General features: G+C 42.8%; 11 protein-coding genes. 7 read left to right on the forward strand and 4 right to left on the reverse strand.

Going from position 1 to position 13,409, the window contains the following annotated elements; translation table 11 throughout:
- The first annotated feature begins 332 nt into the window (after nt 1-332).
- Nucleotides 333-1,847: an MFS transporter gene (locus tag FD17_RS02315; protein WP_057823262.1), complete on the forward strand. Its 1,515-nt coding sequence runs from the start codon at nt 333-335 to the stop codon at nt 1,845-1,847.
- Nucleotides 1,848-2,171: 324 nt separating this feature from the next.
- Here the strand turns inward: FD17_RS02315 and FD17_RS02320 are convergent, their stop codons facing one another.
- The 3 genes from FD17_RS02320 to FD17_RS02330 all read right to left on the reverse strand — a co-directional run bounded on the left by FD17_RS02320 (nt 2,172) and on the right by FD17_RS02330 (nt 4,920).
- The gene (locus tag FD17_RS02320; RefSeq protein WP_057823270.1) at nt 2,172-3,026 is read right to left on the reverse strand and encodes an AraC family transcriptional regulator; all 855 of its coding nucleotides are present in this window, start codon (nt 3,024-3,026) and stop codon (nt 2,172-2,174) included.
- 232 nt (nt 3,027-3,258) lie between these two features.
- Nucleotides 3,259-3,639 carry a hypothetical protein gene (locus FD17_RS02325; protein ID WP_057823272.1) on the reverse strand — a complete coding sequence of 127 codons (381 nt, stop codon included), beginning with the start codon at nt 3,637-3,639 and terminating at the stop codon, nt 3,259-3,261.
- A gap of 294 nt (nt 3,640-3,933) precedes the next feature.
- Nucleotides 3,934-4,920, reverse strand: a complete 987-nt coding sequence (locus FD17_RS02330) for a LacI family DNA-binding transcriptional regulator (RefSeq protein WP_057823274.1) — start codon at nt 4,918-4,920, stop codon at nt 3,934-3,936.
- A 154-nt stretch (nt 4,921-5,074) separates the two neighbouring features.
- Here FD17_RS02330 and FD17_RS02335 point away from each other — a divergent pair, with 154 nt between their 5' ends.
- From FD17_RS02335 to FD17_RS02360, 6 genes are all read left to right on the forward strand, one after another.
- Entirely contained in the window at nt 5,075-6,736 is a 1,662-nt protein-coding gene (locus tag FD17_RS02335; protein WP_057823276.1) for a glycoside hydrolase family 13 protein, read from the forward strand.
- Nucleotides 6,720-8,198, forward strand: coding sequence for a sucrose phosphorylase (gtfA, locus tag FD17_RS02340; protein ID WP_057823278.1), 1,479 nt, complete (start codon nt 6,720-6,722; stop codon nt 8,196-8,198). The genes FD17_RS02335 and gtfA overlap by 17 nt, the downstream gene beginning before the upstream one ends.
- A 29-nt stretch (nt 8,199-8,227) precedes the next feature.
- Entirely contained in the window at nt 8,228-9,613 is a 1,386-nt protein-coding gene (locus FD17_RS02345) for a glycoside-pentoside-hexuronide (GPH):cation symporter (RefSeq protein ID WP_057823280.1), read from the forward strand.
- A 171-nt stretch (nt 9,614-9,784) separates the two neighbouring features.
- The gene (locus FD17_RS02350; protein ID WP_057823281.1) at nt 9,785-10,153 is read left to right on the forward strand and encodes a cupredoxin domain-containing protein; all 369 of its coding nucleotides are present in this window, start codon (nt 9,785-9,787) and stop codon (nt 10,151-10,153) included.
- 15 nt (nt 10,154-10,168) lie between these two features.
- Nucleotides 10,169-10,441, forward strand: a complete 273-nt coding sequence (locus FD17_RS02355) for a cupredoxin domain-containing protein (protein ID WP_057823282.1) — start codon at nt 10,169-10,171, stop codon at nt 10,439-10,441.
- Nucleotides 10,441-12,366, forward strand: coding sequence for a copper-translocating P-type ATPase (locus FD17_RS02360; protein WP_057823283.1), 1,926 nt, complete (start codon nt 10,441-10,443; stop codon nt 12,364-12,366). Before FD17_RS02355 ends, FD17_RS02360 begins: the two co-directional genes overlap by 1 nt.
- Nucleotides 12,367-12,461: 95 nt before the next feature.
- Here the strand turns inward: FD17_RS02360 and FD17_RS02365 are convergent, their stop codons facing one another.
- Nucleotides 12,462-13,205, reverse strand: coding sequence for a sulfite exporter TauE/SafE family protein (locus FD17_RS02365; RefSeq protein ID WP_057823284.1), 744 nt, complete (start codon nt 13,203-13,205; stop codon nt 12,462-12,464).
- Between the last annotated feature and the right edge of the window lie 204 nt (nt 13,206-13,409).

The raw sequence follows: 13,409 nt of genomic DNA on the forward strand, positions 1-13,409 counted from the left end.
AAATCATGATTCATTCTACTATGGGAATAATCATAGTCAATGCTTTTAGTAAAACTTATTTAATTTTTGCCCACAATTTTTAGATAGTAATTATTTTTTCTCATTTATTAGCCATAATATATGCATATATTGCTTTCAAAACGCTTGTGGCAACAATATTAATCTATTTGCCATTCTTTTTACTAAAATGCTGTAAAAACTCATTGACTTCTCAAAGAAAAAGAAGTTAAATAATACCTGTAAGCGGTTACGTAACCCTGCGAACGTTTTCATCACATACATTGATTAACGAGAAATTTCTCAATTTTCTCAACTTTAAGGAGGAAAGCATTTTGAAACGAAAAGTTACTTGGCGCAACATAGTTGGTTATGGTGCCGCCGATTTATTCGGAAACGGTGCGATGTCCGTTGCTTCTACTTGGATCCTGTTCTTCTATACAGCATTTGGTGGTTTGTCACCAGTCCTTGCCGGAACGATTTTAGCCATCGCCCGTGTTGCCGATTCATTTATCAGTCCACTGATGGGCTACATGACCGATCACTTTGGTGCCACTAAGCTTGGTCGCAAATTTGGTCGTCGTCGATTCTTCTTGCTTATTGCTATTCCATTGATGTTCTTATACATTATCATTTGGGTAGCTCACATGGGATTCTGGTACTACCTTGCAACATACCTATTAATGGAAGCCTTTACAGCCTTGGTTATGATCCCTTATGAAACTTTGGCTGCTGAAATGACCGATAGTTATGACATGAAGTCGAAATTATCAAGTTCCCGTATGTTATGGTCAGCACTGGCAACCTTCCTGGCATCATGGTTACCTGGCCGAGTATTTGCCGTTATGGGTAAGAACAACCCTAATGCATTCTTAACTGTTGGTATCATTCTTGCCGTTGTATTCTGCTTGGCAATTGGATTAACTTACTTCTCAACCTTTGAACGTGAAACTTCAGGTTCACCTGAAGAAATTGCTTCAATCGTTAATGAAAGTGCTGCAAAGACAGGCAATCCACTTCTTGCCCTTTGGAACATGATCAAAGACATGGGTTCAGTATTTAGAATCAAGTCTTACGCATTGCATTTAGCTATTTATCTTTGCTCATTCACCGCTCGTGATATTATCGGTGCTACTTACGTCTTCTACATCGTGTACGCAATGAAGAGCAACCCTACAGAAGCATCAAACATTTTGACCTTTGGATCAATCATTGGTATTCCATGTAACTTGGTATGGCCAAAAATTATGAGTAAACTTGGACCTTCCAAGTTACTTCGAATCATGTACCTTATGATGTTCTTCACCGTTGCCTGCTACGCTGCCCTCTTCTACGGCCAAGCTGCAGGAACAAGTTGGGGAATCATGGCCCTCTATGCATTACAGGTTACTTGGGGCGTTTCAAACTCCGGTACCGGTTATGTTCCTTGGACTGTTTATACCTTTATTCCTGATGTTGATGAAATCGTTACGAAACAACGTCGTGAAGGTGTCTTTGCTGGTATCATGACCTTCGCCCGTAAGACAACTTCAGCTCTTGCACCATTCTTAACTGGTATCGTTCTTTCCGCATTTGGATTCAGCGAAACTGCTAAGACTCAAAGTGCAACTGCTATGAATGGTTTGATTATCTGGATGGTTCTTGGTTCAGGTGTCATGCTTCTTGCAGCCCACGTTATCACTTACTTCTTCCACTTGGATCGTCAGCATCATGGTATCCTCCGTGCTGAAATCGATCGACTTAAAGCCGGTGGCAAGATGTCAGATGTTGATCCTGAAACAAAGAAAGTTGTTGAAAGCTTGACTGGATTCAAGTACGAACAACTTTGGGGTCACAATAATATCGTTTAATAATTAACCACTACCAATGGACTAGTTATTATCGACGAAACTCAAATGGGAACCGACGAATTGCTTGATTCGTAGGTTCCCATTTTCATGTCCTGAAGATTTGGACGCACTACAGTCGTTTGTAACGCCTTTTGTACTGCTGATGAATTTGGCATCGTGGAGTGTTCTTTGGGGCGTTATATCGCAATTATCAAAGTCCTGTAACTGTGGTCCCCAATTCCACAAGCGATGATAGATCAACCACGCCTTCTTCAGAGCCCCGAAACTAAAAAGCAGGAAATCATCTTTCGACGACCTCCTGCTTTCCTGTGTGTAATTAATGATTTATTGGGAACGGATATTTCGATATTTATCAGGTGTTATGTTGAATCGTTTCTTAAACGCTCTGATAAACCCGCTGCTATTGTTGTAACCAACTCTTTCACTGATTGCATCAATACTGTCATCCGTTGACTTCAACAGCTTTTTAGCTTGAAACAGCCTGTACGAAATCAGGTACTCGTACGGTGTTACACCAGTAATGTCTCTAAATACTTTTATCAGATAAAATTTGGATAAATTTGCTGCCTGACTGATGTCATCAATTGAAATATCCTCGCTATAATGTTGATGAATATAGTCCAACACCCGATCGCTGTAACTGTCATTTACTGGAGTTGCTTCCCGATGCATCTTTCGTGAAATCAGCTTCATATAAATGCCATCCAATAAAGCGCTGTTGATCAAATCATTTTCTTTGAGAGGTTTTTCAAGGTTGTCGACAATCTGCTTAAGGTCCTTGGCAACAGGGTTGTCCGATCCCAGTTCAATCGGGCGAAATGGCTCTTCAATGAGTTGCTTATTAAATCCATCCCCATAACTGGATAAAAAGTTCAGCCAGGTGAACTGCCAGGTTTTGGAAGATGCTGATGCATAGCTTTGAGGAATTTGCGGATCCAAAATAACCAACGAACCTTTTTTTAATGAATATTCCCGATTCTGATACGTCAATTTGCCAACACCCGAAACAGTATACATCATGCTAAAGAATGAATGGCCGGCTCGATTGGTATAAAAAGTGGGATTTGCAAAAAATTCACCCGCTTCCACCACCAGAAATGGAACTGACTTCATATCATCATAATTTTGGTTGGTATACCAAAGAGACTGCTTTTGAATATCCAATTTATAATTTAACATGCTGCACCTCACAAGGAATTAGAATGAGCTCATGAAATCCTCAAAAAGAGAAGAACAGTGTATTTTCTCTTCCAATATTCAGATCTACAATTAATCATACATTGTACCCGTTGTTAATCCAAGAGCTTATGCGGTTGTATAATACGCAAATATTCAAAAAAAGCGTGTTGCCATCAACGGCAACACGCTATCAATCCTTAGACAACACGAAGTTATTTTTCTAATCTATCCGTTACTTCTTTGAGTCATCCTTCGAATCATTATTAGCGCTTGGAATTCCAGCAACTGTCTGGAATACGTCAGCTAATGTCTGACTTTGATCGGCAAACTTTTTGTGCAAAATCAACTTACGAAAATCTTCAATCGAGATAACTTCCTTTTGCTTGAAAGGAAGGGGTAAGTTTGACTCGCCGCCGGTTGCTTGAACGCCGGTTACAAGAGTAATGATGATCCCTTTATGACTGTCCAGACGAACCGTGTAATGTTCATAATATGAAGGAATATCATACGAACCGGTCAGTTCTTCATGATCCTTAAAATAATTAGTGATATAGTCTCTGAATTCAGATTCAGATTTTAATGCTTCTTTCCAAGCATTGTTATCTTCTGCCATAGTAAAGCTCCTTTCTGTTTAGTAAAATAAACTTTTCCAAAAAAATCAGACAAAACTCTCTTTTGATTAACCACTACCATCTATATAATGGTCTTAAAAGTAAGCGCTGTCAATACTTATGTTGCTGAATTCTTTAATCAATGCAACTTTTTTCGTTCAGATTTTCAGTCGACAAAATGAGTGCAAAAGAAAAACAGTCATTTCCATGGTAATAATGACTGTTTGAATGCGGTAAATAGATAAATATTATATTTTTTAGTAAATCATGAAAACCTTTAAAGTGAAAAATCCCAGTTAGTTCCTCAGTGAGTCCCTCTGCAGTAACTTAATCGGCAATACATAATTATCCAACAACTGATCTTCATTTTTTTGAAGTCGATTAAACAAAATGCGGACCAGCAAATCGGCAATGTCACTAACCGGCTGAACGATCGTACTCAATTCAGGATGATATTCTTGAACATAATTTGAGCCATCATATCCAATCACCTGAACATCTTCCGGCACCCGCATCCCCAATTTCTTCGCTTCTTGGATACATAACAGCGCCGTTTGATCGTCAGTACAAAAGACGCCATCAGGCTGATAGGCACCAAGCTTTTCTCTCAGTGTTGCCCGGCGGATGGTCGGCGTCGCATTAAACGGAAATTCAACCACGCTAACAGGCAGTTGATGGGCTTTGGCGATTTCCTCAAATCCGGTTATCCGACTATTGTTGGGGGCCCGTTTTTCCAAGCTCCCTGATACTAGCATCAACTTCTTGGACCCCTTTTCAATCATTGTCCGAGCAGCTAACTCTCCGCCGGCTTGGTTGTCGCTACTAACAGTGGGAATTTTGTTTTGGAAATACCGATCATAGGAAACAATTGGTAGCCCTGACATTTTGTACTCCTTGATCCCCTCATTATGGGAACCGGTGATAATCCCATCCACCTGATTCGCCATCAGCATTTTCAGATACTGTTGTTCTTTTTCGGGATTGTCCATACTGTTACAGATAATCGCCTTATATCCGTGACTAAACAGATTATTTTCGATTTCTTCAACAACTTGGGCAATTAATGGATTCTCCAAGCTGGCAAAGATCAAACCAACTAATTTAAACTGCTTTCCTTGAAGCACGCGGGCCGCCAAGCTGGGCTGGTAATTGAGCTGCTGCATTGCCGAAAACACTTTTTCTTTGGTCTCTGCCGATAGGTACCCCCGCTCATTAATCACTCGGGAAACAGTTGTCACAGAAACCCCGGCCAACTTTGCCACGTCAGCTAATTTGGGTTGCATCGGATCACCTTCTTATCGCGTTTTATTAGTATCAGTATAGCATATCAGAAAAATTCTTTATGTTATTTTATGTCAAACGATTGACATATTGTGATGTAAGCGTGTATCATGTGTTTTGTGAAAGGGGTTTCAAAAATCATGAGAGGTGAGCAAATTGATTAATAATCAACAGAATCCAGCCTGGTGGAAGAACGCAGTTGGCTATCAAATCTATCCTAAAAGCTTTTATGACAGTAACAATGATGGCATTGGCGATCTTCAGGGAATTATTCAAAAGATTCCATATATCAAGTCACTGGGCGTCAACTTTGTTTGGCTGTCACCGTTCTTTGCTTCTCCAAACATCGATAACGGTTATGACGTATCAGACTACCAAGATATTGACCCACAATATGGCACGCTGGATGACACATTTGAGATGATCAGAAAATTCCATGAAAATGACATTCGTGTCGTCTTCGATCTGGTCATCAACCACACCTCGGATCAACATCACTGGTTCAAAGAGGCTCAGAAATCAGTCGATAACCCCTACCATGATTTCTATATCTGGCAAAAGCCAAAAAATGGCAGGGAGCCCAATAATTGGGTATCACTATTCGGGGGCTCGGCCTGGGAATATAATCCGGCAACCGATGAATATTACTACCATCTTTTTGCCAAGCAGCCTGACCTCAACTGGGAAAATCCCAAGGTTCATGATGCCGTTTCACAGATTATTGATTGGTGGACTAAACATGGCGTTGACGGCTTCCGATTGGATGCCATCTCCCACTTAAAGAAAAATCAGTCCTTTAGTGACGTGACTGACCAAGAGGCTGCCATGAATAACGTTCCCGGCATCGATAAATTCCTGAGCGAACTCAGCGATGACTTCAAACGTAACCATTTGATGACCGTTGGTGAAGCCGGTGGCGTACCCGTCACCCGAGCACAGCAATGGGTTGATTCCAAAGATGGTTACTTCGATATGATCTTCCAATTCGACCACGTCAGCTTCTGGGAAAAGTTCGCGGTGGGTAAAGTCGATGTCGCCATGCTGCGAAAGGCGTTAACCAATTGGCAAAACGGCTTGGAAGGCATTGGCTGGAACGCCCTATTCCTTGAAAATCATGATTTACCAAGGGCCGTTTCGTACTTTGGCAATGACCGGGACATGCGCCGGCAAAGTGCCACCGCCCTTGCCATGATGTACTTCTTAATGAAGGGGACCCCATTTATCTATCAAGGTCAGGAGTTGGGCATGACCAACGTTGACTTTGACAGCATCGATGAATATCGCGACCTTGATTCCAGACGTTTCTATCAAGAAGAGTTGGCTAAGGGAGCTACCAAAGCAGAAACTTTATTTAAGCTCCGAAGCAAGAGTCGGGATAATGCCCGCACCCCAATGCAATGGACTTCAGCGGGTGGTTTCAGCAACCACGAACCTTGGATTGAAATGAACCCGAACCACAAGATGATTAACGTTCAAGACGAAAAGCAGAATTCTCAATCGGTCATGAACTTTTACAAAAAGTTGACCGAGCTTCGACTGACAGACCCGATTCTTCTAAACGGCAAGTATCATCTAATCGATACACATGACCATCAAACGTATGTATATACGCGAGAGTCCGGCAGTACCGGCTATATGATCATCACGAATCTCAGTGATGAACCAGCCGGTTATCATGTCCCAATCGAGTATCAAAACCTCAAATTAATTTTAACCAATCAACCAGACCTCCAAGACACAAGAGCCATGAAGCTTCAGCCATGGTCAGCCTATTTATACAAATACGAAAGGACAACCTCCCATGAAATTAACGAATAAAGCAATGCTTATCACTTACCCCGACAGTTTGGGGAACAACCTCAAAGACCTCCAGAAGGTATTACAAACCCACCTTGATGGTGTCGTTGGTGGTGTTCATTTACTTCCATTCTTCCCATCATCCGGTGACCGCGGCTTTGCCCCAATGGATTACACCAAAGTTGACGAAAAATTTGGTAACTGGGACGATGTTAAAAAATTATCTGAATCCTACTACCTGATGTTTGACTTCATGGTCAACCATATTTCCAAGCAATCAAAATACTTTAAAGACTTCCAGCAAAATCACAATGAATCAGCCTACCGCGATCTGTTCATTCACTGGGATGAATTTTGGCCAAAAGGTCGTCCAACCCAAGAAGACATTGACTTGATTTATAAACGCAAGCCAAAAGCGCCGGTTCAAACAGTCAAATTTGCTGACGGACAAAAAGAAGAGGTCTGGAACACCTTTGGCGAAGATCAGATTGATATGGATGTCACCAAAGAAGTGACCAAGAAGTTCATTAAAAATACCCTGAACTTTTTAATCGACCACGGTGCCTCAATTATTCGATTGGACGCTTTTGCCTACGCCGTTAAAAAATTAGGCACCAATGATTTCTTCGTAGAACCTGAGATTTGGGATCTGCTCAAAGAGATCAGTGGGATCACGGAACCTCGTGATACAACCCTGTTGCCTGAAATCCACGAGAATTATCATATCGTTCGAAAGATTACCGACCATGACTACTTCAGCTACGACTTTGCTTTACCAATCGTGACCCTGTACAGTCTATATTCAGGTAAGGCCGATCGTTTGGCCAAATGGTTGAAGAGCAGCCCTATGAAGCAATTCACCACCCTGGATACCCATGATGGCATCGGCGTTGTGGATGCCAAAGACATTTTGACCGATGACGAGCTTGACTACACCAAAGCAGAAATGTACAAGGTCGGCGCCAACGTCAAAAAGGTTTACTCCAGCACCGCTTACCACAATTTAGACGTCTATCAAATCAACACAACTTACTACTCTGCACTTGGTGATAACGACCAGGCCTATCTGATGGCAAGAGCCATTCAAGTATTTGCTCCTGGGATTCCCCAAATCTACTACGTTGGTTTATTAGCCGGTAAAAATGATTTGGACCTATTGGAAAAGACCAAAGAAGGTCGAAACATCAATCGTCATTACTATTCAATGGATGAAATCGATCAAGAAACCCAACGCCCAGTTGTAAAAGCACTCTTTGATCTCTTAAAGTTCAGAAATAAGAGTCAGGCATTTGATCTTAACGGTTCAATTGATGTTCAGCAGCCTAGCGACAATGAAATTGTTGTTACCAGACAATCAGCAGATGGTAAAGTTGCAGCAACCCTTTCTGCCAATCTGAAAACTCAACAGTTCACAATTACCGAGACGACTTCTGACGGTCAAACCAACGAAGTGTTAACCAGTAATTTAGCAATCGTTAAATAAGCTGCACAAATATGAAAAGAGGATTAAAAATGAAAATGACACAAACATTGCCTGCGGGTTCCGACGCCGTTACAAATACGGAAAATATTACCAACAAAGAACGACTCAGCTATGGTGCTTCCGACTTTGCCTGCAACATTGCCAACGGAATGGTTGGAACCTACCTGATGTATTACTACACCGATGTCTTCGGCTTAGCTGCCGGCGCAATCGGAACCCTGTTCTTTATTGCCAGAATCGTTGATGCTGTCTCTGGTCCAACTTGGGGAATCATGATTGATAGAACCCATACCCGTTGGGGAAAGAGCCGACCGTTCTTCTTATGGTTCTCCATCCCCTACGCCATCTTCTTTATCTTGGCATTCTCCTCGGTTCCACTTGGACCGTTGGGAAAGCTGGTCTGGGCATACGTGACCTACATTGCAATTGATATTTTATATTTGGGAATCAATATTCCCATTACGTCAATGCTGCCCAGCATCACTGCCTATCCACAAGAACGGGTCCGATTCAGTACAGTGCGTCAAGTATTGGCCACAACTGGTGCGACTCTGATCTCAATCATGGTTTTGCCGGCTGTATCCTTCCTTGGCCAAGGCAATGATAAGAAGGGATTCTTCATCACTGCTGTCCTGGTCTCAATTGTGACCGCATTCTTACTGCTGTTAACATTTAAAAATACCCGTGAACGTGTCCATCCCGCCCATCAAGAGAAACTTTCTCTCAAAGAATCCGCTCGAGCCCTCAAAGGCAACTGGCCTTGGATGATCATTTCCTTGATGTATTTCTTCTTCTGGATTGGAATGCAAACCAAACTCCAAGTCACGGTTTACTTCTTCAAGTACAACATGCACAACGCCGATTTGGCCTCATTCATGCTTGGTCTACAAGCGTTGTCACTGGTTGTCATCGTCTTTACACCGTTCCTGACGCGCCACTTCGGTAAAAAGGGCACCATGGTCATCGGCCTTGGTCTCTGTGTCATTAGCCAGCTGGTCCTGGGTGTCGGTGCCAAAATGATGAACGTACCAATCTTGGCCGGTGCTACGATCCTCGGCTACTTTGGAAATGGCTTCTTTGCCGGCCTGCTCCCCGTTATGTTAGCCGACACCGTTGATTACGGTGAGTGGAAGAACGGGGTCCGAGCTGAAGGACTTGTTACTTCATTCTCCGGAATTGCTTCCAACCTCGGAATGGGAATGGGTGGTGTTGTCACCGGGTTCCTGCTGAGTATGAACGGCTATGTTGCCAACCATGCTCAAACTCCTCAAGCATTGAACGCAATTGAAATGAACTTCGTTTGGGTCCCATTCATCGGCTTTGGTATCGGGTTAATCCTGATGTACTTCTACAAGTTCGATAAAATGCAGCCCAAGATTGAAGCAGACTTGAAAGCCCGCCATCAAGCCGCATAAAACCCATCTCATAATAGGATTAAGCCAACCGGAAACTGCTATCAAATCAGTTTTTGGAGGCCTTAATCCTATTTTTTTGATTTTTAAGTTGACAGATGTAAACTTCAGCGATAAGATAGAAACAGTTAAAGTTTACGGATGTAGACTTAAAGAAGAAATGGAGATGGCGTTTTGAAATTAATTGTCTTAGTGATTGGCCTTGGAATTATCGGCTTTATTGGTTGGTGGTTCTTCGCTAAGCATCAAGTTGCTGAAGAAAGTGCCGCAGTTGCCGATGATCAACAAGTTGTCGACGTTGAGGTCAAAGGTGGGTATTCACCAGAAGTTGTTATCTTGAAAAAAGGTGTTCCCGCAATCCTCAACTTTACCCGTACGGATTCATCATCATGTTTGGATCGGGTTATATTTTCAGATTTTGGGATTAATCAAGAACTTCCCCAAAACGAAAAAGAGTCAATCCAAATCGATACCGACAAAGCTGGGGAATATGCCTGGCAATGCGGCATGGATATGTTCCACGGTAAATTAGTCATTAAATAAATGGAGGAATTAATTATGAGTGAAAACAAACAGACAGTTAATGTAACAGTTGCAGGCGGATACGAACCATCAGTCATTAAGTTGAAGAAAGGTATCCCTGCCGAAATTAACTTCAAGCGGACAAACGATCAAGGATGTTTAGACGTTGTCCATTCCAATGAATTAGGCTTCTCAGAAAAGCTCCCCATCAACGTCACCAAAACCGTTCAGGTACCAACTGACAAATCAGGTGAATTTGGCTTCAGCTGTGGCATGGACATGTTCAAAGGAAAAGTCGAGGTGGAATAATGAGCATTACAAAAAGATTTTGGATCTCTTTAATATTCTCTCTGCCGATGTTGGTTGAAATGATTCTTAAGCCCTTCGGCTGGATGATGCCGGGTGGTGAATGGACCATGTTTACCCTAACGACCGTTGTCATGGTGGTCGCAGCCGGACCGTTTATTCAAAGCGCCTGGTCATCATTTAAAAAGCACCACTCCAATATGGATACTTTGGTTGCCATCGGAACAACAACCGCCTATGTTTACAGCATCTACGCAATGGCGACAAATCAACCAGTGTTCTTCGAGAGTGCCGCATTTGTAACAACCTTTGTCCTGCTTGGCCAAGTATTCGAAGAACGGATGCGCAATAATGCGTCAAACGCCGTGGAAAAATTAGTCAACTTACAGGCCAAAGATGCCGAAGTTATCCGTGACGGCAAAGCTGTCAAAGTGCCGGTATCTGAGATTGTGGTTGGTGACATCATTAAAGTTCGTCCCGGCGAAAAGATTGCCGTGGATGGCCAGATTGTTACCGGTTCATCAACGATTGATGAATCGATGATTACCGGTGAAAGTATGCCGGTTGAAAAGAAGATCGGTGATTCCGTTGTTGGCGCGACCGTCAACGGATCTGGGGCGTTCACATTTAAAGCTGGCAAAGTTGGTAAAAATACCATGCTGGCCCAAATTGTTGAGCTGGTTAAAAAAGCTCAGAACAGTCATGCACCAATTCAGGGATTAACTGATAAGGTTTCTGAAATCTTCGTTCCCCTTGTTTTGATCATTGCCATTTTAACTTTCTTGATTTGGTACGTCTTCATCGGTGCCAGCGTCGCCAGTTCATTAATCTTTGCCGTATCAGTTGTTGTGATCGCCTGCCCATGTGCCCTTGGTCTGGCAACCCCAACTGCATTAATGGTTGGAACCGGCCGCAGTGCTCGAATGGGAATCCTCATCAAAAATGGTGAAGTTCTGGAAGCCGTTAATGACGTCAAAACTGTTATTTTCGATAAAACAGGAACAATCACCGTTGGTAAGCCTCAAGTAACTGATGTAATTGGTAATTCAGATAAAGTATTAAGCATCGCCGCAAGTTTGGAACAGTCATCCGAACATCCTTTGGCAACCGCAATTCTCAAAAAGGCCAAAGAAGCCGGATTGGAAATGACCCCATCACAAAACTTCAAGGCAATTGAAGGAAAAGGGGTTCAAGCTGATGTCGACGGCGAGAGTGCGTTTGTCGGTAATGATAAATTACTCACCGACATGAAAGTCAGTGATTCTCTTAAAGCAAAAATGACCACCCTTCAACACCAAGCTAAAACCGTTGTATTTGTTGGGCAAGGTGATCAGATTATCGGCTTAATTGCCATTCAGGATGCACCAAAACCAACCTCTGAAGACGCCATTTCAGCCCTTAAATCCAAAGGTTTGAAGACCGTTATGCTGACCGGTGATAATCAGGCTGTATCTCAAGCCATTGCCGATCAAGTTGGCATTGACCAAGTTGTCGCGGACGTTTTACCAGGAGACAAAGCTGATCAAGTTAAGAAATTCCAGCAGTCCGGAAAAGTTGCCTTTGTTGGTGACGGTATTAACGACGCCCCAGCATTAAGCACCGCTGATGTGGGAATCGCCATGGGATCGGGAACTGATATCGCCATTGAATCCGGTGGAATTGTCTTGGTTAAGAATGATCTTCGTGATGTCTACAAAGCATTGGAATTAAGTAAGAAGACGTTCAACCGGATCAAACTGAATTTGTTCTGGGCATTTGTATACAACGTCTTGGGTATTCCAGTCGCAGCCGGATTATTCTACTTTATCGGCTTGGCACTAAGCCCCGAATTGGCTGGCTTGGCAATGGCCTTAAGTTCATTGTCAGTTGTCACAAGTTCCGTCTTGTTGAACAGAGCCAAGATTACGCCAAGTGCTGAAATTGCTTAAGCTTTTCGTTAACTAAATATTGTAATGCACTCAAAATGGGTGGCCCATAAGCGATAAACTTATGAGCCACCCATTTAATTTGATTTTAAACTCGTTTAAAGATAAGCCTGGTAGCCCAACACAAACGCCAAGATGACAGCAAACACGCCAACTGCCAGCTTAATCACGTTTGAAGGGATATACCGGACAATGATCGGCCCAATGTATCCACCCGTGAATAAGCCCAGGAGCAATGGAATAATCACTTCCCAGGCAATCGGAATCGTGCATATGAACATGATGGCAGCCACGATGTTGTTGCAAAACGACGCAAAATTTCGCATTGAATTATAAATTGCATAATTTTCATGAACAATTTTGGATAGGACCGCAATCATCAACAGACCTGACGCTGCCCCAAAATAACCGGCATACATTCCAACCAGGAACGTACTCAGCCAACTAACAAAAGTGGCCAACCGAGTATTAACAGCCTGACGACCTCTGCGCTTTGGCGATAAAATCATGATTCCGGCCGCCATAATAAAGACCGGCACGATTTTCTTAAATCCGGCATTTGAACTGTGGATTAGAATGATCGCCCCAAACACACCACCGAGGGTATTCAACACAGCAATTTGAAAAGCCTGTTTCCAATGCCCATGCAGCTCACGTAATGATGAAGTGACAGTTCCTAATCCGCCGCCAACTTGGGCAACCGTAATCGTCGCATTCGCAGTAATTGGTGCAATCCCCACGGACAGCAGGACCGGGTACAACGTCAAGGACGCCATCCCCACGATCCCCGTTAAAATTCCAGCTAATAAACTCATCAGTACCAAATAAACAATTGAAAGCATAATTCTCCCCTCACATCAACGGCACTGTTTGTTTTGGTTACGCCTGCACTTACCAATAGTTACTTTCATATTAACACGAATGCTTTGATTTCAGTGACTTGAACCCGGTAAAACTGTGATCGACGAAAGCTTTCGAACAAGAAAATGGCAGCCTGCAGCTGTATCCGCTTACATCCGCCAATTAAAAAAAACTCAAGGCGCAGT

This window comes from Lentilactobacillus sunkii DSM 19904 (genome assembly GCF_001435575.1).
Lineage (GTDB): Bacteria > Bacillota > Bacilli > Lactobacillales > Lactobacillaceae > Lentilactobacillus > Lentilactobacillus sunkii.

Excerpts from the sequence above, each read along its gene's own strand:
- FD17_RS02360 (WP_057823283.1), top strand. The coding sequence starts at position 10,441 with ATGAGCATTACAAAAAGATTTTGGATCTCTTTAATATTCTCTCTGCCG.
- gtfA (WP_057823278.1), top strand. The coding sequence starts at position 6,720 with ATGAAATTAACGAATAAAGCAATGCTTATCACTTACCCCGACAGTTTG.
- FD17_RS02365 (WP_057823284.1), bottom strand. The coding sequence starts at position 13,205 with ATGCTTTCAATTGTTTATTTGGTACTGATGAGTTTATTAGCTGGAATT.
- FD17_RS02355 (WP_057823282.1), top strand. The coding sequence starts at position 10,169 with ATGAGTGAAAACAAACAGACAGTTAATGTAACAGTTGCAGGCGGATAC.
- FD17_RS02330 (WP_057823274.1), bottom strand. The coding sequence starts at position 4,920 with ATGCAACCCAAATTAGCTGACGTGGCAAAGTTGGCCGGGGTTTCTGTG.
- FD17_RS02325 (WP_057823272.1), bottom strand. The coding sequence starts at position 3,639 with ATGGCAGAAGATAACAATGCTTGGAAAGAAGCATTAAAATCTGAATCT.
- FD17_RS02345 (WP_057823280.1), top strand. The coding sequence starts at position 8,228 with ATGAAAATGACACAAACATTGCCTGCGGGTTCCGACGCCGTTACAAAT.
- FD17_RS02320 (WP_057823270.1), bottom strand. The coding sequence starts at position 3,026 with ATGTTAAATTATAAATTGGATATTCAAAAGCAGTCTCTTTGGTATACC.